Source organism: Bacillus sp. bc15 (genome assembly GCF_900142585.1).
Lineage (GTDB): Bacteria > Bacillota > Bacilli > Bacillales > Bacillaceae_G > Bacillus_A > Bacillus_A cereus.
In genome coordinates, this window is the sequence record NZ_FRBJ01000001.1 from 1,206,877 (window position 1) to 1,226,210 (window position 19,334).

The following is a 19,334-nucleotide window of genomic DNA, read 5'->3' on the forward strand; positions in this document are numbered from 1 at the left end:
AACAAAAGATACACCACTTAAAAAGCGGTGTATCTTTCTCAGGTTTCACTATTTCCGATTACTTCTCTTTGTCTTAAACAATCTCACTAAGTTCGAAACAACAGTTTTTGTTACTGCATAAACTGGTACTGCTAAAATCATTCCGATGATTCCAGCAAAATTACCTACCCCTAAAATTAGGATAATAATTGTTAATGGGTGAATGTTTAATTTCGAGCTCATAATACGCGGTGAAATAATATTACTTTCAAACTGTTGTACAATTGTTACGATAATAATTACGTATAAGGCTTGCATCGGAGAAACGAACAGTCCTACAATAACAGCTGGTGCTGCCCCAATAAATGGCCCTAAGTTAGGAATGATGTTTGTAAATGCTGCAATAATTCCTAAAACAAAAGCGTACGGTAAATCGATAATTAAATAACCGATAAAAGTAAACGCACCTACAAATATACAAACGAGCGCTTGCCCTTGAATATATGCAGATAATGTTTCGTTCGTTTCCTTAATGATACGAAGCCCCTCTTCACGGTAAGACTCAGGTAATAAACTTACCGCTTTTCCTGGAAAGGCATGTCCATCTTTAAACATGTAAAATAAAATGAACGGTACTGTAAATACAACTAATGCAACGTTCGTGATAATACCAAATAAAGCCGTTGCACTCGACGTAATTGTATTTGGAATATCTTTTAAGTATTCAATCGCATTTTTTTCAATTGTTTCAATGGAAACGTAGTTTTGTGTAGATAACCATTCAAACAACCTATGATGTGATAATTCTTGTATGTATACTTTCCCCTCTTTTATGTAGCCTGGCATATTTTTTACTAAGTCCATTAGCTGTTGTGAAATCGTAGGAACAACTACTCCAACGCCAACCGCAGTTAATGTTATGATAAAAAGATATAACAGTAATATCGCTAAATTTCTAGGTACTTTTTTATTCTCCAAAAAGATTAATACAGGATTAAATATGAAGTATAAAAAAAGCGCGATTAAGATTGGGAAAAACAATGTTGATATGAAGATACCAATCGGTTGAAATAAAAATGATATTTTTGTGCAAATAAATATGATTCCTACAACCATTAGCACTTCTAATGTCCAAAAGTGCACTTTTGATTTCAAAAAAACGGCCTCCTTTAAACTAGCACTTCTCTTCATTGTACCAAAATAAGTATGAATTTCACATAATATTTTCCTTTACAATATTCCAAAATACCAATAAATACACTACAATGAGATTACATACAAATTTGCAGGTAAAGGTGATAAAAATGACACAATGCATCATTTGCAGAAAAGATACGAAAGAACTTAGTGAACAATATGTCATTCCAGAAATATTATGTGGATATTATTTCACAAACTCAATTTGTGATACTTGTCATGAACAAATGACAACAGATATTGATCGTCCTTTAATTAGGCATAAATTGAGTCAATTTAAGATTGAACAAATGAAAAGACAAATTGATTCCCCACTCTATACGAATGAGCACGGTGAGGAACTTGCGGCTGCTGAGACTGATGTTGTCGAAGTAAGCGACGAGATTCTTTATTCTAATGCATTAATTATGAAACTATGTAAAAAGCACGATATTTCCTTACATAATGAAATTTGGAAGGAGGAACGTGTAACGAAAGTAGCGAGTTCTATTCAACGTGAATTACTATTAGATAACCGTAAATATAAAATGAGTGTATTAAAAATGGCTTATACATTCGCTGTACAAACAGTTGATGGCTACTTTGAAGATCAAGATGCAATTGATATTTCTACCATTCTCTCAAATGCAGATTTCGTGGAACTAAAAGAAAAAAGCATTGTACGTGATTTAAGCAAAAGTTCTTTATGGAATACGCTAAATACAAGTAGTGAAAATCATTACTTTATTTTACTTAGCGATAAAGACGGCCTGTTTTGCTTCATTCGTTTGTTTGACATCTTTGATGTTGTCGTTCATTTATCAGAAAAAAGATTTGACCTTCCATCGCCGATTGTCGGTGTAAATAATGTGAATACGCAGAAATTTTATGTCCAAAGTTTAAAACAGTATATGGATGGGCTGTTTAAAGAAAAAGCACCTACTATATAACAGGAACCAGAACATACGGTCTCCTTTCTTGATGAAAAGACACTGTGTTATAATGAGTATGAAAAGAACAATACAATCACATAAACCAATTATAAATTGTATATAAATAAAAAAGACTAGTGTGCGGCTACACACTAGTCCACGTAACTTAGCAGATTGGATTGTTCATTTATCCTATTTGTTTCTTACAAACAAAACAACCCACATTCTATAAGCATAGGTGGGTTGTTATTTTTTGAGCTTGTCTATTAAAACGACGACGAACGTTAACAATGCAACGAGAAACAGTCCACCTTGCAGTAGCAACGCTATTTCACTCACGTATTATCACCCCCCTCCTACTCGGAGAAGTGATAATTGAACAACCAACCGCACCTTAAGTTACCCTTTAATTTTACCATATTTTCTAATAATTTACGATGAAAACCCGCAAGCGAATAACTTGCGGGTTTTTTATCCCGTATTAACAGGCAGTGAACAAAATAAAGCAATAAATATGTGAAACTTTATTTCTCACTATTTTTTTAATGCATATGCATCAGCAATCATTTCACCAACAATTTTATTTTCTTCTTTCTTCTCGTCTTTCAATAATGGGAATAACAATTCTGCGACCTCATACGCTTCTTCTAAATGCGGATATCCTGATAAAACAAACGTATCAATTCCTAACGATTCATATTCTTTTATCCTTTCTGCTACTGTATGCGGATCGCCTACAAGTGCAGTACCTGCCCCACCTCTTACAAGTCCGATTCCAGCCCATAAATTAGGGCTTATCTCTAACGACTCTCTCGTACCTTTATTTAAATGTGTCATCCTCTTTTGACCAACCGAATCATATCTTGCAAATGTCTTTTGAGCAAGCTCAATTGTTTCATTATCCACATATTGAATTAAACGTTCTGCCTCTTCCCATGCTTCTTCTTCTGTTTCTCTTACAATTACGTGTAATCTAATGCCAAATCGTACTGTACGCCCCTTCTCTTCTGCAAGTTTTCTTACTTCTTCTATTTTCTCTTTCACTTGCTCTGGTGGCTCTCCCCACGTTAAATATACATCACTATGTTCAGCTGCTACTTCTTTTCCAGCAGCTGATGATCCTCCGAAATATATAGGAGGATATGGTGTTTGAACTGGCGGGAATACAACTTTACTATCTGTAACTTGAATATGTTTTCCTTCTAAAGAGATCGTTTCACCTTGCAATGTCGATTTCCAAACTTTTAAAAATTCATCCGCTGCTTCGTATCTTTCATCATGCTCAAGATATAATCCATCTCCTTGTAGTTCAACTGGATCTCCTCCAGCTACTACATTAATAAGTAGTCTCCCATCTGAAATTCTATCAAATGTAGATGCCATCCTCGCTGCAACTGTAGGTGACATTAGTCCTGGTCTCACTGCTACTAAGAATTTTAGTTTTTCTGTTTCAGCAGCAAGAGCTGAAGCTAACACCCAAGGGTCTTCACATCCTTGACCAGTTGGAAGTAAAACACCCGTATATCCTAAATAATCAGCTGCCGCAGCAACTTGCTTATAATAACCATATTCAGCTGCTCTTCCTCGTTTTGTCGTTCCTAAATATCGACCATCTCCATAAGCCGGAATAAACCATAATAATTCCATACCTTTACACATCCCTTATTTATTTTGAAACGTATACTAACAAATTCTATATAAATTACCCCTAATAATTTATATGTTAATTCCCAGTCTCACCTTTAAAATTATCTCGCCATCTTAAAAACTTCACTTCTAGTAAACGTACTAGAGAGTCAGAAAACTTCCCAACAAATGCAAAGATAATTATGCCGACAAATACGATATCTGTATTTGAAAATTGCCTTGCATCCATAATCATATAACCAATACCTTCTGTAGATCCCATAAGTTCTGCTACTACTAAACTCACCCATGCAACACCTAACGATAACCTTGCTCCTAGTAAAAGGTTAGGCAATGCAGATGGTAAAATTAGTTTCGTAATTAGTTTTCTTTTGCTAAACTCTAACACTCTCGCAACATCAAATAACTTTGAATCCACACCTCTAATACCTAAAAATGCGTTTACGTATAAAGGAAAAAATGCACCATCTGCAATTAATAACACTTTCGATGTTTCACCAAAACCGAACCATAATACAAAAAGCGGCGCAACAGCTAAATGAGGTACAGTTCTTAACATTTGCACAGATGGGTCTAAATATTGCTCACTTCTCGTTGAAAATCCAACAATTGTTCCTAAAATGATTCCTAAGCCCCCACCAATAAAGAAACCAGCCGCAGCCCTGAATACACTAATACTTAAATGGCCGAATAACTCTCCTGTTTTAATAAGCTCTTGGAAAGCTAGAAAAATATCTAATGGTGTTGGTAAAACTGTTTTAGAAACAAGACCGAATACGCCAGCCAACTGCCAAATTATTAATATAATAACCGGTATAGTAATCGCCCTTACTAAAACTTTTACATTTAACTTTCGTACCTTCTTTATGCCATTTTTCTTAATCGTTATACTCGCTGGTTTCATAACAGCTTTCGTATTTTCCACTTTACAAAACCTCTTTTCACTTCGCTTTCAATGCTTTTTCTACGAAAGAATTATCTACAACTTTTTCCGTCTTAATTTCTTTCTTTATAGAACCGAGCTTATATTGAAAATCCGCTGTCTTTTGTTGTTCTGCTATTATTTCCTTCGTTACCGGAACTAAAATTGGTTTGTCGTGATTAAACACTTCTTTTACAATCTCTTCATCTATCTTTTTTACAGAAGTGTACACTTTTATTGCTTCATCTAAGTTAGCCTCTTGCCATACACGTGCTTTCTCATAAACTTTGAGGAATTTCTCAACTAATTCTGGATGTTCTTTCGCAAATTTTGTCCTCGTAATTAAAAATTCTGGTGAAGAGACATTTAATGTTTCACCGTCTGCAATCACCTTCGCACCTTTATTTAACGTATGTAATGATATGAAAGGGTCCCAAATCGCCCATGCATCTACTGATCCTGATTCGAATGCAGGCTGCGCTTCATCTGGTTGTAATTGAATGACATTTACATCTTTTGCATCAATACCTTCTTTATCAAGCGCTCTATATAATAAATTAAAGGCACTACTTCCTTTTGCTACTGCAATTTTTTTACCTTTTAAATCTTTTACACTCGCAATCTTGCTATCTTTTTGAACGAGAATTCCAGTTCCTTTTCTCGCATAACTTGTATTGGCGATTTCGGTAAATCCAATACCTGCTGCTTGCGCTGAAATGACTGGAGAATTCCCTACTTCACCAAAGTCTAACCGGTTTGATGCGATTGCTTCAAAATAAGGAGGTCCACTTTGGAACTCTGTCCATTTCACTTTAACTCCTTCTTTTTTAAACTCCTCTTCAAACCATCCCTTTTTCTTTGCTAGTAATAGCGGGCTTAATCCTTGCTGTATACCAATTTGTATTGTTACATCTTCTTTCTTACTACTTACTGTACTTTTTTCACATCCTAATAAAAATACTGATATAGCTAAAGCAAAAGAAAGAATTTTAAATTTTTTATACATATAAAATCACCCTTTTCCTATATACTTGTTTGAATCAACCCTCCATATTCAAACTGCTGTAATACTTTCGTTCGAAGTTGTTGGAACGATTGAGAAGTTTTATTTCGCGGATAAGGCAAATTATTTTCAATCACTTTATGTATTTTCCCTGGTTTTGCACTCATAATGATAATTCGGTTTGAAAGATATATCGCTTCGTCTATATCATGTGTAACGAATATCATTGTTGTTTTCTTCTGCTCCCAAATATTCAGCAATACTTCTTGTAAATGACTCCGAGTAAAAGCATCCAGCGCTCCAAAAGGTTCATCAAGTAATAATACATTCGGATCTCTTAATAACGCTCTCGCTATCGCAACACGTTGTGACATCCCGCCTGAAATTTCTTTCGGATACGATTTTTCAAAGCCATCTAACCGAACGATTTCAACCCATTCTCTCACCTTATCTTTCACATACTTATCTTTTAACGACAAATCTGCCGCTATATTTTCTTCAACTGTTAACCATGGAAAAAGCCTATGCTCTTGAAAAATAAAACCTTGTTTCTTGCTCGTTTTTAAGATAGGCTCCCCGTCAATAATAACTTCACCTTCAAAATCATTATCTAGACCTGCAACAATTTTTAGTAATGTACTTTTTCCGCACCCACTCGGACCAATTACTGTAACAAAATCCCCTTTCTCTAATTGAAAATTAATATTCTCTAATACTTGAACAGTACCAGTTTGTTTCAAAAAATATTTTGATACCCCATCAATTGAAACAGTCATTTCTTCTCCTCCTTAAAATGATTCATATAAATGAACAGATTCAGTATTTGTGCAATAAAAAAACCAAAGGCATTTTATCAACAGATAAAATGCCTTTGGTTTCTCCAATCAGCAATACGTTATGGAATTAAGTACATATTATACAAATATTTCCGATAAGTCAACTAGGTTTTAGCGAACATTATTTATTTTTAAAGATATCAGCAGTCCCTTTTATTATTTTTGGAAGGAACGTTTTAATTGTATCCGTTAATAAATGAAGAGCTTCGTTCACATAACCACCTTCGAAATTTCCTAATGGTTCTGGTAATTCATCCTCATCTAATAGGAAGTATTCTCCATTTGGAAGTACCATAATATCGATGATTAAATCTTCGAAGGAAACCACTTCTCCTTTTATTTGTGTGTTTTTTACGATATTAAAATAGGAACCTAAATACTTCCCTTTTATATCTCTCCATACGTATAAATTGTACGGACGATCTTTCCAATAATATGCGATTGTATAACTTCCTTTTGGGATTGTTAACTTAGTATCTTTTGCAGTCATTGTAAATGAATACTGCACCTCGTGAAATAAAACGATACTTTGTGATTGCTTTTCAAGTAATAAACAATTGTGATCTACTATTGTTGAGTTATACCGGATTTTTCTTTCTATAATTTCACTTTTCGATGTAAGTAACTTATTCATTATTTTGTTTCCCCTCATACTAGTTCTATCCTCAATTATATACTTCTTTATCTAACGATAAAGAAGTATATGGTTTTTTATATAATGATTTATACAAGTACACAAGAAAAACTCCTTCTTATTTAGAAAGAGTTTTTCACTATCCATGTTTCATATTTTTTCACTTCTAACGGAAACGCATTTGTTTTTATGTAACTAACAGCACTATTACTCATGTTTTAACTTTTCCTTAACCGCATCATAAAATTTTCGTTCTTCATCAACATTTAAGTGCACACGACTTACTGTTTTAGAAAATCCATATAACAACTGTGCTTTCACTGGCTCTTTTAATGTTATTTCAAAAGTAGCAGGTTCTTTTATGAACTCCATAACAGTTGCATCCAATACCTGTTTCCCTTCTTTTGCCGTTAGCAATTCATCCTTGTAAAACGCAATATTATCAATTTGTGTAAATGGTATAACAATTTTCTTTCCTAATCCAATTTGAATAATTACTTGTTCTTCTGTTACGATAAGTGGATTTTTACGCATCGCTTGTATTTCAGCTATAAAATAAATCATCGCGTATACATTTAAAATAAGTAAAATCCATGCTATTACTGGATTCCACTGGTGTAGCAAATAATGAAAACCAATACTTTCTATTAAGGTCGCATGGATGATCATGATATATACACCTATTGCACCAGTCTTTTTGTGATATGAGTATACGTATTCACCTTCTGGTACTTTTTCACGCCACGATAAAAATGCATAATAGATTAACTTACACTCCGTTACAATGATATCTATTAATTTATTTCTTTTCATAGTAGCGTCAAACGCAGCATCAATTGCATAAGAAAATGAAGAGTACTCACTTTTATATTCTTTATATTTTTTTATTATGGTAGGAAGCTTTCTAACAATTTTATATAGAAGGAATAACTCTAAACATACAAAAGCAATTTCTCCTGCAACTATAATATAAGAAACGTATGGAAAATCTTGTAAATAGTCACTTGGAATAATAAATCTTGCAAAAATATAACCAGCTATTACAACAGGAACTATATACGTTAACGAGTACCTTTTTCGAATAATGAAGAAATACGTGATGATTGGAATGACAAACATGCAATCTAATAATGACCCAAGTACAACTTCTTTCGGCGCAGCTGGTACTATTGGAAGAGCATACAATAAATAGTTTGATAGCATAATTAAAGAGACGAGTCCAATCCAAATACCTTTTCGCCTTCGCGATAGTGTAACATTCATACGTTCACTCCTTTATTTAAAAACCTCATTTAAGTGGTCTTTATAAAATGAAATGGCACGTTCAAATTCTTTTACTTCCTCTACTTTCACGACAGTTTCAAGTAATAATTTCATCGCTGACTCGTGATCGTTTACGTTATATTTTGCTAATGATAAAAATACTTTCATCGGATCGTTCTCTGGGAATTTTTTCACCCCAGCTTCTAATACTGTAATTGCCTTTTCATATTCCCCTATACAACGATATGTACTTCCTAGACCAATATAAGCACCGCAAAGGGATTCGCCATCAAGTCCATTTGCGATTGCCTGCTCATAATACGGAACTGCTTCTGTTTCTAGCCCCATTACATCATGTATCCACGCACACTGATACAGTACTTCTGCATCCTTTGTAAAGTTTGTTAATCCTATAAGCATCTCTTTAGACTGCGCATATTTCTTTTCGTTTCTAAGTTTAATAGCTTGCTTTAATAAATGTTCCATAGAATCCACTCCTCACCAATTATTCTGTGTATAGCTCTTGATTGATATACGCTTCACATTCGTGTAAAAGTAAAATTCCCACCAATTAAAGTTTCGCTTACTTATTACTATGCGGATTCATTCTTATCTAAAAACTTAATTTTAAAAAGCAGTGACACGATTACATAATACCTCTAAGCTTTTGACAATTTCTTTCGCTGTTTCATCTTTCCCATTACACAACTTCCCTTTACCATCTTGTCCAATTACATAATGCACAGCTCCGCGCGAATATAAAGAATGTGGTGAATTCGCAATCATTACATTCGCCCTTGCTTCTTTCATTCTATTTTTCGCTCTTTCAAACAGTTCTTCTTCATTTAAATCACTTTCAAGTTTAAAACCAATAAGTACTGTTTCTGGGTCCCATTCTTTTATTTGTTTTAATACTTTTGGAGCCTTTTGAAAGTGAATAATCGGTGCAATATCACTTGAAATTTTTCCGTTCATATTAAGAACATTACCATCTTGATCACAGATCTTCTCCACAATCCAATCTGATCCAGCCGCTGCCATAATAACCGCATCAACCTTTTCATGTGTGATGATACTTTTCATTTTATCTTGTAAATCAACAATCCCTTCAAATGGATGTAATTCTAACCCTCTATGTACATCGCTCGGTTTCTCCGCAAAATAACCGTGTAAATATATAACATGTGCCCCTTTAGCTAGAAGTTCTTCTGCGATTATCCTTCCGATTGTACCTTTAGCCATATTCGTATGCCCGCGTACTTGATCCCATTTTTCTAGACAACCACCGCTCGTAATTAATACCTTTTTCCCTTTCATTGTAACCATCCCTTACTAATTTTTCTTACGAAACCATTCTGTTCCAAAGTCAACTATATCACGCTGTTTCATTAGACGACACGTTGCATTCCCTATCTTCCCATTTTTTACAGTTCCTTTTCGCTCAAACTCAACACCAATTTCTACAAACTTCTCAGATTCGTAATCCATTTCAACAAACTCTTTCCACACTCTTTCACCGTTTTCTATAATAGGTGCTCCTACTTGTATTAACTCACATGCACCAGTACGCACCTCGGATAAATGAACAGACGTATTTGAATCATATCCAACACCAATTAATAATACGTACCCGTCTAAATCGTATATTTTTCTTAATGGAGATTCTTCTCCAAAGCTCATTGATAATGAATGGTTCATTGTTATTTCTACTGCATGTTTTCCCCATGCAGCAAAACTTCCTAACGGATGATTACTACGTACTACATTCGGATATGTACGAAAACATTCAACTATTTCACCCATTCCCCTTGTTGGGGTTATACGTGAATCAAATGCAGGGACGTTATCTCGGATAATTTGCCACCAGTCTTCCGGTACAGGTGGTCTTGACCAATGTTTCGGATCAGACAAATCCGAAGATTGCGTTGGCATTATTATCGTTCCTTCTTCCGTAACAACTTTCATTAATGCTTCTACTACAGCAACCGCACCACCAGATATCCATCCGATAGAACTTAGTGATGAATGAACGATAATTGTCATTCCTTTTTCGATTCCTAATGCTTTTAAATCTTTTGTTATTGTTTCGATTGTATTTGGAAATTGTGTGCTTGCTACTATTTCATTCATTTTCATATTGGTTCCCTCACTAGCCACGTAAATTTAAACTTTTATATAAATATATTATCATATTTTTCTTAATTTTTAACTTAATCATATTCATTACTACAAAAATATATATATGGGTGTACTGAAGCCTCAAAACTCTATTAAAATCGTAGATAATGATGAGCGAGAGTTTTTTCAAATGAAGAAAAATGTAAATCTTATTTTTTCAAGCTATACTCCATATGCATATTTTTATACTATTTTTCCAAATAACAATGAAATCTTTCGATTCCCGTATATTTTTCTCCTAAACTTTTAACTTGAAAACCAATTCTTTTATAAAATTCTACCGCCCCATCATCTGTCTCTGCTTCTATATAAGTCAATTGATATATCCTTACCACTTCTTTAATCATTTGCAGTGCAATTCCTTTTTGACGATAATCTGAAGCCACTGCTATATGACATACTCGTGCTTTAGTTGCTCCGATTACTTCAATACCTATACAAGCTTTTTCTTCATATTTGTACAAAGTCCCTTTATTACTTTGATAAAATATTACTGCCTTCTTTAAGCTTATTTCATTTGGACCGACGGCATATTGTAGCACATTTAATATTGAATCTTTTTCAATTTGTTCAACACGCTGTAAATTCATATTTTCATCCCTTTCTATGAAAAAAGACTAACTCTTAATAAAAAGAGCTAATCTCATTACGACGTTATTTTTTCTTCTTTTTTTACAACGACAGCCACATAACTATGAAGTATCATTCCAATAATAACGAGACTCATACCAACCCAAGATAAAGATGACGGAATTGGTGCAGATAACCATATCAGCTCTCCTACTAGCGCAAATAAAACTTCACCAGACTGCGTCGCTTCCACTGTTGCTAGTTTTTGTGGATCATCTTTCACAAGATCTGTTGCAAAGAAAAATAATATTGTCGCGATTAACCCAGAACTAACTGCTACAATAAAACATTGAAAAACTTGGTTACTTGACGGTAATCCGCCAGTTGATACTTCGTAACCAGATAATAAAAACCAAAATGGTAAACTTGCTAATGTCATACCGAGTACTCGCTGAAATACATCTAATTCCCCTTTACAAACTTGCATCATTTTTCGATTTCCAAGAGGATACGCAAATGCTGCAATAAGTACAGGAACTACACATAAAACGGTTTCACGAATACCTAATGAAGAAGCATGTTCTACTTGCATGAGAACAACACCGAATAAAATAATACCCGACATAACTAATTCCTTCATCGGAAGTTTTTTATGTAGTGGATCCACCGCAAAAAATGGTGTTAACAAAATCCCTGCAACGATTGTAATTTGCCATGTTGATGCAACGAGCCAACCTGGTCCGAACGCTCCAGCAAAACTAAGCGGTGCATAAAAGAGACCAAATCCAACGATACTCCATACTAACCATTCTTTCGGATTGTTTTTCATATATTGAAAGAGTTGCTTTAAGTTTCCTCTATACATAACAATAAGTAATAGCATTGGAACCATAAAATAATACCGTAATGATGCACTCCAAATCCAGCTTCCACCTTCTAAGTCCATTGCCCGGTTTAAAACAAAGGTAAAGGCAAAGAAAAATGATGCCAGTATCCCTATAACAATTGCTTTCATTGTAAAACCCCTTGTATTTAATTTTTAATCTCTATAACATATATTTTAGTATACGCGATGAAAAATCTACATACAAACTTACATTTCACTTTCCATTCACTTGCAATGAAAAGGATAATAATACATTCATTTATTATACTTAATATAAAAACATTAAACAGAAATAATTTTAAAAATAAGTTACTTCTATGGATGTGATAACACTGAAAATATACAGAGCCTCTATACAATCTATTTTATTTGTACTTTCTTTCGGAGTTGTTTTCCTTCTAATAAGTGTTTTTATCTTTAATGGAAGAATTTGATTTACTAGGAATTATTTCAATATTTTTCTCCTTATGGCTACTAAAGTATGCCCTAACCTTATGGAAAACACGTGCAAACGATATAGGTTCCTATTGGGATGATGAAGGAATTGTAGTAGATTTGCATGGGAATAAAGTGTATTGGTATGAAATCAAGGATATTACATACCAAAATTTTCAAGGGTCAAAATCTACCTTAATCTCGACCCACTATACTCACCATGAAAATATACGAATCCGCCATAAAAGATGGCTACCAACTATTGCACATTCAATTTACTGGTTTTCTATTGAAAAACCAAAAGATTATCATAAAAATTTAATGATAGCTTGGGAAGAAAAACAAACGAATAAAAATAAACGCCTCCTTTAATTATTATTTAGGGGCGTTTGTTTATTCAAAAATTAAAGAATATGTAGTTTATATTCTCTATATAATTTCCTCAATCGACTTATATGTGCTTGATGATACCGATTATGATCTGCTATATGCCAAATTCCCCATCTTATAGTCGCATTTTCCCCTTTTTCATACAAAACTTCATCTCTTAAAAGAACAACACCATATGTTCATCATCACTATACACACCATTCATTTTTATAGCCCTTTTTTCAATTCCGTACGTTTTAAATCCCATTGATTCATATAATCGTTTGGCTGGTTCGTTCGTTGACACAACCCCTAAGTTCAATTGCTCTAGCTTCATCTCTTTTGCCCTTTCAATTGCTTTACGTATTAAATCACGTGCAAGACCACTTCTTCGATTTTCAGTATCTACATACATTGCAACGATATGCCCTTTATGCTTATATGCGTCCTTTTCTTCTGTTAATAAAGTAACAACCCCAACTAAACGATTTTCATTATTAAAAGCACCAAATGTAAAACTACTGTTGGATGAAAGATTACTAGCAACGCGTTCAAGAGGGTTTTCTTGACGTACTGCTTCTTCATAAGTCGTTACAAATGCTTCTGGATTTACTTGTAGTGCTTGTAAACGTAACTCCCAATATTGTTTTGCATCCGCTTTTGTAAGTAATCGAATCATTTTATCTTCCCCTTTTTAATTGACATAATATTTTTATAGGTGATTATTTTTTGATTCATACTCTTCTTTTAATATACTGTAACGATAGCGATGAATGAACTTCCCCTGTCTCAATCGATCATTTCTCATTAACCCTTCGCATACAAATCCGGCATTTTCATAACTCTTTTTAGCTTGTGTATTATCTTCATCTACACGTAACCAAATTTTCTCCAATTCAAACTGGGAAAAACCTATTTGTAACATGCTGTTTAGAGCTGCCATTCCAAATCCTTTCCCCCAATAGTCTTTATTTCCAATCGCAATTCCTAGTTCTGCATTTTTATTTGTTTTATCAAAATTTTTAAGATCTACCCATCCAATATGTATACCTTTCTCAGTAACGATCGCCCTTTGTTCATAACCATTTTTTCGGCTTATACAAGCTTCAATCCAGATTCTCGTATCTCCACGAGTGAACGGAGGATATTGGTCTGGTACGACTAAATGCTTTGTTACATCTCTATCTAACGACCATTGATAGCGATCTTCTACATCATCTAATGTCAATTCTCTTAATTGAACATATGGTACATTCATTTTTCTCTCCCCTTTTTATTTACCAATAGAAAATCCTTCGAACACTCTTCCACCATACTGTTCTAACGTCATTTCTATAAAATGAATTAATTCATTTTTCTCTCCCGTTTTATAAAAATGATCAAAAGCCGCTACAAATTTGTTTGCATATTGCCCATCATATCTTCTTAGCACTCTAATAAACCATTTTGAACTCCCAAGCCACCTACCATTTACTCTTAATACATATTCATGTACTAAATCCGCTAATAAATTAGCGATAAACAATTCTTCTTCTCTTTTTGTTGCACCAATAAAGTCATCTAAAATATCCGTAATAAAATATCGCTTCTGCTTAATCGTATCTTCGGTCCATTTAGCTGGTCCTTTATGTAGTAAATCATTCGCTTCTTTTTTTAATTTCTCAACAATTTCCTTTTCCCCTTTTAATGCAACCCCTTCTGAAACTAATTGTGGTAACGACGGTCTCCCTCGATCACAATCCATTTTGAAAAAGGCTTTATATGTTGTAAAATTATGAACAAACACCTCAACAGGCCATCCATTACTATAGAAAGATTCTCTATAACAAGAAGTTAAACTTTGGTCAACTATTACAATATCAAGATCAGATGTTTTTGTCGCTTCTCCTCGTGCAACGCTTCCACCGAGTAAAGCTACATCACAATTCGGAAATTGTGATGTAATTATGCTTTGTGCTGCTTCAATTGGTTTCATAGCCGTTCCTCTTTTCTTATTTCATTTTCTTTTTTTCAGCTCTTTCTCTCGCTTTTTTTATATAGCTTTCTGCATCTGGTGTTTTACATGATGTTGTACCGTGATCAACCTCTACTTTTCCAATTTCACGTGCAATTTCAATCGCTTGTCGCTCTAAGTCTTCATTACGAATTCCTATTGCGATTAAAGCACTATTCATCGCTTCTTTTTTTCTATTTTTTTCATTATGTATATTTTCTTTAATCTCTTCTAAGTATGGAGAGAAGAAATCATCATGTAACGCTTTATTTTTAATCGATATATTTGCTAATAAAGACCAGCCAGCTCTTCCAATCCATTCATCATTAGACTTTGTCCACTCTTTCATTCTTTCTATTGCAATTGGCGAAGTACATATAGATGTCATAAAAACATCCATTAAACAGTAATAATCAACATCCTGAACCCAACTATTAAGCTGTTCTGCTGTTATATTCTTCGGGTCTAAAATATAAGTTGCTAATGTCATCGCGTCCATATTTTTTGTTTCCCACAATTCAACTGCTAAATCGTGATCTTTTTTTATTTTCTTTTTTAACAATTTTAGATTCGCAAAACTAACTCCGAATAATGGCTCTTTCGCTCCGTGGTTTTTATACGTTTTTCGATTTTGTTCTGTTCCATATTCCTCTAGTTGCTGCATTACTTCCTCAAGTAACATATACCCACCTCTTTATCTTTTATGTTGACTGTATATATGTATGTACGATATATTCTACATTACTTTTTATTTTTCCTATATTTATTTTTAAAATACGGTATGTGAAATTTCTGAATATTGCACAGCTATACCATTAAAAAACTGTACATGTTAAACATACAGTTTTTTGATGGTATCAATTTTGCGTAGAATAAGATATAAACTACGAAAGAACTTTTAATGGTCCTCTCAATCACCTATTTTTTCAACTAAATTTTTTACATCTGACCACTCTTCTATTGACCCTGCGTCCGGAAAAACTGTAACTACATTAAAATTCGCACCTTTTTCTTTCCCAATTTTTTTAGCTGCTAATAAATTCGCTGCCGCAGAAGTTCCTATTTTTATACCAGTATCTTTGTAAAAACGTGCTATTTCATACAGGGTATCTTCATATGAATAAGTCCATTGTTTTTCTATCAAATTTTCTTCCTGTTCTATGAAATGTTGTTTCCTTCCTAAGCCGAACCCACCTGATCCAGCATATTTCTTTAAATCATTTGGTGGTTGTTCCGAACCATAAGGCAATTCAGCAGGCATTACTAAATGTAGTTCAACATTTTTTGTATAATTCTTTATTGCTGTATAGACTCCCATTAGAGTTCCACCAGTACCAGCAGATGCTACCCATGCATGTATTGGTTTTCCAATCATTTGTGCAATAATTTCTCGCCCTGTACCTTCTATATGACTTACTAGATTTGCATTATTATAATGTTGGAATAAAAAGTATAATTCTGGATTTTGTTTACTAATCTCTACTGTTTTCTCAATTACTGCGTAGAACCCTTTACATTTATCAACTAAGATTACGTTAGCACCATAACGATCAAGTTCATTTAATAGAGATTTACCGGTTCCAGAACTTAAAACTAACGTGCATTGAATCCCTAAATAATTACAAATACACCCAATTGACCTCGCTAAGCTTCCACCACTATACTCTAAAATATTTTGTTTTTTGTCCGCTTCTTGTAAATATTTATTAATCATTCCAAGTGCTGCCCTATCCTTAATCGATCCTGTAGGATTGTGCCATTCACATTTAGCATAGATAGAAAGGTCCTTCGTTTCTTCGCATTTTAATTTCATGAGAGGTGTATTTCCAACATGTTTAGAAAACGCTTCAAAATGGTTTACTATCATACTTTTATACCTCCTTCATAAATTATGTTTATTACATTTGTTCTCAGCCAAAATACTTTCTACATTTTAATAACTCTCTCAATAAGATCTTCTTATATAAAAATCCCTACAAACACTGTAGGGATTTATGTCTAAATCATTTTGTTACACTCTATTTCATATGAAAATAGTTTCTTTATTCAGATGCATTCATAAGCACAATTCTCCAACCATCTGGATCCTCTATTGTGGTTCCTTTCTCTATCCAATACGGGTTCTCTGGCTCCACCTCATGATAGCCCATATTACTTAATCGATTCACTATCTTTTCAATTTCATCTTTATTAGGCATATAAAAAACTAGTAAATTATCTTTTGTCGGTGCCGGACATGGACTTCCATTAACATGTGTAGTAAACTCCAAATGATACTCTTCATCTGGTAAGCCAAACATAACCCCATCATATCCTTCATGATTGTGAAATTCCCCTATACGTTTTAAACCTAATCCTGTTTCATAAAAATTTATCACTTCTTCAAATTTATCTGTTGGTCTTGCAATTCTAAATTGAACCCAATTCTTCATGTAAATCTCCTCCTTTTCATTTTCCAAAGCTTTATAGTAATTAGTATAGGTTACATATATTCCCTTTAACATCCCTCATTAGTGTGAACTTCCTAAGTTGAAAGACCTATTAGTTAATAAACAATAGGACTTTAGTATAAAATTCATATAAAATTAGTTATATAAATGTAGAGATGAATTACAAGCTATTACGTATGAAATAGTTCTCCTTGCAGGGCCTTTATATACCGATCAGCAGATCTTTGTACAGCTTTATTCGCATCTTCCACCACACCATGAAATGCATTATATAGTCGACTAAATTGGATATCTTTTACCTTCTCTGCCATATCTCTAACTTTATTCGCTGGTAATGGAATGAGATTGGGATAACTATACATAAAACTTACCCATTTTCGATCCGAAACTACTTGTATAATATCACCTGATAACAAAATGCCTTTCCCTTCATTACCGTCTTTCCAATGTATAACAGTTCCCCCCTTAAAATGGCCTCCTAAGCGATGCAATGTAAGTTCTTCCGATAATATCAGATGCTCCCCAGACCAAAATTTAATTTGCTTACTCGGACGAACCACCCACTCTTTATCATCTTCATGAATATAAATAGGTACATTGAATGTTTCCGCCCATTTAACTTGTGTAGAGTAATAATGTGGATGAGAAAGTGCTATTGCTTGAATACCACCTAAATCATATATACGTTGTATCGTTTTATCATCTAAATAACTAATGCAATCCCACATAACATTTAGAGTTTTACTTTGTATTAAAAATGCTGTTTGTCCAATCGCAAATTTAGGTTTAGTAGTAATGCTATACAAACCGCTTTCTTCTTTTATTATTTCGTTTTTGTATAAATTGCTATTTTGCATCGTTTCTAATGTTGTCCATGACTGCCCAATTGGATTAACATATTGTCTTTCCTCATTACAAATTTTACAGCGAGAAGGTGCTTCTTCATTTTCGGGATACTGTACTCCACATGTAGTGCAAATATAATTATCCATATTCCCACTCCTTTTTTCATGTAATTGTTTCTTTACCAATATTTTAATAAAAAACAAAAATATTCGAATCAATAATTGGAACGAAAATGAAATGATACGAAAGTATGATTAGTCTCCTTTCGTTTTAAGACTTTAGCCTAAGTACTATATTTTTCATTTCTTCTTTCTGTGAAAGTTGCATATCGTTTTTAATAGAAATTTCAAGTAAATTAAACTTTTACCCATTAAATAAGTGAATACATCTTTTCAAAATAAATGAACCTATTCATAGATTTCGTCACACCTTTGACACAGTTGCACTAAGCGATACACATTAGGGGTATAGTATATTTAAAGTAACGATAAAAGAATATTCAATAATTTTATCTTCCTTATCGTTACTAGATTCAATTCGTAACAAATAAAGGAGAGGTTTTAATGGAAATCGTTATTATGCTCTATGATGGAATTACTGCATTAGATGCTATTGGTCCATACGAAGTATTTGCTGCAGAAAGCAACAACAACATAAAATTTGTTGCTAAAACGAAGGGATTAATAAAATTAGATTCGAAAATGGGCTATTTACATGCTGATTACAATTTTAATGAAATTACTTCAGCAGATATTCTTATTATTCCCGGATGTCGTCCACCAAACTTTACACAACTTATGAAGGATGAAGAAACTCTTAATTGGATTCTCCAAATACATAAAACGACAAAGTGGACTACAACTGTATGTACGGGCTCCTTAATCTTAGGTGCTACTGGTCTACTAAATGGTGTTAATGCTACTAGTCATTGGAGCTGTTTTAACTTACTTCGTTCTCTCGGAGCTATTCCAACTGAAGAGAGATTCGTGCGCCATGAAAAAATTATAACAGCTGCTGGTGTATCTGCAGGTATTGATATGGCCCTTCAGTTAATAGCTTGGGAATTTGGAGATGAAAAAAGCAAAGCAGTTCAACTCATGTTAGAATACGACCCTCAGCCTCCCTTTGATACAGGTTCTCCTAAAAAAGCGCATGCATCCTTATTAGAAGATTTAAATTTGATGATTGAAAGTTTAAATAATAAAGTTTAAATTC

23 protein-coding genes and 1 pseudogene are annotated in these 19,334 nt (G+C 33.6%); 3 read left to right on the plus strand and 21 right to left on the minus strand.

Annotated features, from left to right (window positions below; genetic code table 11):
* Positions 1-48 precede the first annotated feature (48 nt).
* The gene (locus BUA87_RS06120) at positions 49-1,134 is read right to left on the minus strand and encodes an AI-2E family transporter (RefSeq protein WP_000837892.1); all 1,086 of its coding nucleotides are present in this window, start codon (positions 1,132-1,134) and stop codon (positions 49-51) included.
* 149 nt (positions 1,135-1,283) lie between these two features.
* On the opposite strand from BUA87_RS06120, the gene BUA87_RS06125 reads away from it, so the two are divergent.
* Positions 1,284-2,105: an HNH endonuclease gene (locus BUA87_RS06125; protein ID WP_000189684.1), complete on the plus strand. Its 822-nt coding sequence runs from the start codon at positions 1,284-1,286 to the stop codon at positions 2,103-2,105.
* 228 nt (positions 2,106-2,333) lie between these two features.
* On the opposite strand, the gene BUA87_RS31665 is transcribed toward BUA87_RS06125, so the two are convergent.
* The 12 genes from BUA87_RS31665 to BUA87_RS06180 form a co-directional block, all read right to left on the minus strand.
* Positions 2,334-2,426, minus strand: a complete 93-nt coding sequence (locus BUA87_RS31665; RefSeq protein WP_001289320.1) for a putative holin-like toxin — start codon at positions 2,424-2,426, stop codon at positions 2,334-2,336.
* A 195-nt stretch (positions 2,427-2,621) separates the two neighbouring features.
* A complete protein-coding gene (ssuD, locus tag BUA87_RS06130) occupies positions 2,622-3,734 on the minus strand; it encodes an FMNH2-dependent alkanesulfonate monooxygenase (protein ID WP_000422252.1) in 1,113 nt (370 codons plus the stop codon).
* Between the two features lie 76 nt (positions 3,735-3,810).
* Positions 3,811-4,659, minus strand: coding sequence for an ABC transporter permease (locus BUA87_RS06135; protein ID WP_000432135.1), 849 nt, complete (start codon positions 4,657-4,659; stop codon positions 3,811-3,813).
* Between the two features lie 16 nt (positions 4,660-4,675).
* Positions 4,676-5,662 (minus strand): aliphatic sulfonate ABC transporter substrate-binding protein, encoded by a 987-nt coding sequence (locus tag BUA87_RS06140; protein ID WP_000276915.1) that lies wholly within the window; start codon positions 5,660-5,662, stop codon positions 4,676-4,678.
* Between the two features lie 17 nt (positions 5,663-5,679).
* A complete protein-coding gene (locus BUA87_RS06145; RefSeq protein ID WP_000218578.1) occupies positions 5,680-6,435 on the minus strand; it encodes an ABC transporter ATP-binding protein in 756 nt (251 codons plus the stop codon).
* A gap of 181 nt (positions 6,436-6,616) precedes the next feature.
* Complete coding sequence (locus BUA87_RS06150; protein WP_001037890.1) at positions 6,617-7,129, minus strand: ribonuclease FAU-1 family protein; 513 nt, start codon at positions 7,127-7,129, stop codon at positions 6,617-6,619.
* Between the two features lie 207 nt (positions 7,130-7,336).
* Positions 7,337-8,392 carry a hypothetical protein gene (locus BUA87_RS06155; protein WP_072938766.1) on the minus strand — a complete coding sequence of 352 codons (1,056 nt, stop codon included), beginning with the start codon at positions 8,390-8,392 and terminating at the stop codon, positions 7,337-7,339.
* Positions 8,393-8,404: 12 nt separating this feature from the next.
* Positions 8,405-8,878, minus strand: a complete 474-nt coding sequence (locus BUA87_RS06160; RefSeq protein ID WP_000400637.1) for a tetratricopeptide repeat protein — start codon at positions 8,876-8,878, stop codon at positions 8,405-8,407.
* 141 nt (positions 8,879-9,019) lie between these two features.
* Positions 9,020-9,709 (minus strand): phosphopantothenoylcysteine decarboxylase domain-containing protein, encoded by a 690-nt coding sequence (locus tag BUA87_RS06165; protein WP_000676727.1) that lies wholly within the window; start codon positions 9,707-9,709, stop codon positions 9,020-9,022.
* Between the two features lie 15 nt (positions 9,710-9,724).
* On the minus strand, positions 9,725-10,528 hold the full coding sequence (locus BUA87_RS06170; protein WP_000783341.1) for an AAC(3) family N-acetyltransferase: 804 nt from the start codon (positions 10,526-10,528) through the stop codon (positions 9,725-9,727).
* A 230-nt stretch (positions 10,529-10,758) separates the two neighbouring features.
* Entirely contained in the window at positions 10,759-11,160 is a 402-nt protein-coding gene (locus tag BUA87_RS06175) for a GNAT family N-acetyltransferase (RefSeq protein ID WP_001053320.1), read from the minus strand.
* Positions 11,161-11,216: 56 nt separating this feature from the next.
* The gene (locus BUA87_RS06180) at positions 11,217-12,155 is read right to left on the minus strand and encodes a DMT family transporter (RefSeq protein ID WP_072938768.1); all 939 of its coding nucleotides are present in this window, start codon (positions 12,153-12,155) and stop codon (positions 11,217-11,219) included.
* A gap of 291 nt (positions 12,156-12,446) precedes the next feature.
* On the opposite strand from BUA87_RS06180, the gene BUA87_RS31670 reads away from it, so the two are divergent.
* Positions 12,447-12,833: a hypothetical protein gene (locus BUA87_RS31670; protein WP_000390805.1), complete on the plus strand. Its 387-nt coding sequence runs from the start codon at positions 12,447-12,449 to the stop codon at positions 12,831-12,833.
* A gap of 32 nt (positions 12,834-12,865) precedes the next feature.
* On the opposite strand, the pseudogene BUA87_RS06190 reads toward BUA87_RS31670, so the two are convergent.
* The 8 genes and pseudogenes from BUA87_RS06190 to BUA87_RS06225 all read right to left on the minus strand — a co-directional run.
* A pseudogene (locus BUA87_RS06190) lies at positions 12,866-13,003 on the minus strand (DinB family protein); the annotation flags it as partial.
* A gap of 5 nt (positions 13,004-13,008) precedes the next feature.
* Positions 13,009-13,509: a GNAT family N-acetyltransferase gene (locus tag BUA87_RS06195; RefSeq protein ID WP_000620322.1), complete on the minus strand. Its 501-nt coding sequence runs from the start codon at positions 13,507-13,509 to the stop codon at positions 13,009-13,011.
* A 33-nt stretch (positions 13,510-13,542) separates the two neighbouring features.
* Positions 13,543-14,088 carry a GNAT family N-acetyltransferase gene (locus tag BUA87_RS06200; RefSeq protein ID WP_001102494.1) on the minus strand — a complete coding sequence of 182 codons (546 nt, stop codon included), beginning with the start codon at positions 14,086-14,088 and terminating at the stop codon, positions 13,543-13,545.
* Between the two features lie 15 nt (positions 14,089-14,103).
* Positions 14,104-14,805, minus strand: coding sequence for a nucleotidyltransferase domain-containing protein (locus tag BUA87_RS06205; protein ID WP_016512664.1), 702 nt, complete (start codon positions 14,803-14,805; stop codon positions 14,104-14,106).
* Positions 14,806-14,821: 16 nt separating this feature from the next.
* Entirely contained in the window at positions 14,822-15,505 is a 684-nt protein-coding gene (locus BUA87_RS06210; RefSeq protein ID WP_000923452.1) for a DNA alkylation repair protein, read from the minus strand.
* A 228-nt stretch (positions 15,506-15,733) separates the two neighbouring features.
* On the minus strand, positions 15,734-16,690 hold the full coding sequence (locus tag BUA87_RS06215) for a pyridoxal-phosphate dependent enzyme (RefSeq protein WP_000636765.1): 957 nt from the start codon (positions 16,688-16,690) through the stop codon (positions 15,734-15,736).
* Positions 16,691-16,865: 175 nt separating this feature from the next.
* Complete coding sequence (locus tag BUA87_RS06220) at positions 16,866-17,255, minus strand: VOC family protein (RefSeq protein WP_000800663.1); 390 nt, start codon at positions 17,253-17,255, stop codon at positions 16,866-16,868.
* Between the two features lie 188 nt (positions 17,256-17,443).
* Positions 17,444-18,265, minus strand: coding sequence for an MBL fold metallo-hydrolase (locus tag BUA87_RS06225; RefSeq protein ID WP_000371021.1), 822 nt, complete (start codon positions 18,263-18,265; stop codon positions 17,444-17,446).
* Between the two features lie 417 nt (positions 18,266-18,682).
* On the opposite strand from BUA87_RS06225, the gene BUA87_RS06230 reads away from it, so the two are divergent.
* Positions 18,683-19,330 carry a DJ-1/PfpI family protein gene (locus tag BUA87_RS06230; RefSeq protein ID WP_000407025.1) on the plus strand — a complete coding sequence of 216 codons (648 nt, stop codon included), beginning with the start codon at positions 18,683-18,685 and terminating at the stop codon, positions 19,328-19,330.
* Positions 19,331-19,334: the final 4 nt, after the last annotated feature.

Excerpts from the sequence above, each read along its gene's own strand:
- BUA87_RS06220 (WP_000800663.1), bottom strand. The coding sequence starts at position 17,255 with ATGAAGAATTGGGTTCAATTTAGAATTGCAAGACCAACAGATAAATTT.
- BUA87_RS06215 (WP_000636765.1), bottom strand. The coding sequence starts at position 16,690 with ATGATAGTAAACCATTTTGAAGCGTTTTCTAAACATGTTGGAAATACA.
- BUA87_RS06230 (WP_000407025.1), top strand. The coding sequence starts at position 18,683 with ATGGAAATCGTTATTATGCTCTATGATGGAATTACTGCATTAGATGCT.
- BUA87_RS06155 (WP_072938766.1), bottom strand. The coding sequence starts at position 8,392 with ATGAATGTTACACTATCGCGAAGGCGAAAAGGTATTTGGATTGGACTC.
- ssuD (WP_000422252.1), bottom strand. The coding sequence starts at position 3,734 with ATGGAATTATTATGGTTTATTCCGGCTTATGGAGATGGTCGATATTTA.
- BUA87_RS06210 (WP_000923452.1), bottom strand. The coding sequence starts at position 15,505 with ATGTTACTTGAGGAAGTAATGCAGCAACTAGAGGAATATGGAACAGAA.
- BUA87_RS06225 (WP_000371021.1), bottom strand. The coding sequence starts at position 18,265 with ATGGATAATTATATTTGCACTACATGTGGAGTACAGTATCCCGAAAAT.
- BUA87_RS06150 (WP_001037890.1), bottom strand. The coding sequence starts at position 7,129 with ATGAATAAGTTACTTACATCGAAAAGTGAAATTATAGAAAGAAAAATC.
- BUA87_RS06165 (WP_000676727.1), bottom strand. The coding sequence starts at position 9,709 with ATGAAAGGGAAAAAGGTATTAATTACGAGCGGTGGTTGTCTAGAAAAA.
- BUA87_RS06170 (WP_000783341.1), bottom strand. The coding sequence starts at position 10,528 with ATGAAAATGAATGAAATAGTAGCAAGCACACAATTTCCAAATACAATC.
- BUA87_RS06205 (WP_016512664.1), bottom strand. The coding sequence starts at position 14,805 with ATGAAACCAATTGAAGCAGCACAAAGCATAATTACATCACAATTTCCG.
- BUA87_RS06175 (WP_001053320.1), bottom strand. The coding sequence starts at position 11,160 with ATGAATTTACAGCGTGTTGAACAAATTGAAAAAGATTCAATATTAAAT.
- BUA87_RS06145 (WP_000218578.1), bottom strand. The coding sequence starts at position 6,435 with ATGACTGTTTCAATTGATGGGGTATCAAAATATTTTTTGAAACAAACT.
- BUA87_RS06180 (WP_072938768.1), bottom strand. The coding sequence starts at position 12,155 with ATGAAAGCAATTGTTATAGGGATACTGGCATCATTTTTCTTTGCCTTT.
- BUA87_RS06200 (WP_001102494.1), bottom strand. The coding sequence starts at position 14,088 with ATGAATGTACCATATGTTCAATTAAGAGAATTGACATTAGATGATGTA.
- BUA87_RS06160 (WP_000400637.1), bottom strand. The coding sequence starts at position 8,878 with ATGGAACATTTATTAAAGCAAGCTATTAAACTTAGAAACGAAAAGAAA.
- BUA87_RS06140 (WP_000276915.1), bottom strand. The coding sequence starts at position 5,662 with ATGTATAAAAAATTTAAAATTCTTTCTTTTGCTTTAGCTATATCAGTA.
- BUA87_RS31670 (WP_000390805.1), top strand. The coding sequence starts at position 12,447 with ATGGAAGAATTTGATTTACTAGGAATTATTTCAATATTTTTCTCCTTA.
- BUA87_RS06195 (WP_000620322.1), bottom strand. The coding sequence starts at position 13,509 with ATGATTCGATTACTTACAAAAGCGGATGCAAAACAATATTGGGAGTTA.
- BUA87_RS06125 (WP_000189684.1), top strand. The coding sequence starts at position 1,284 with ATGACACAATGCATCATTTGCAGAAAAGATACGAAAGAACTTAGTGAA.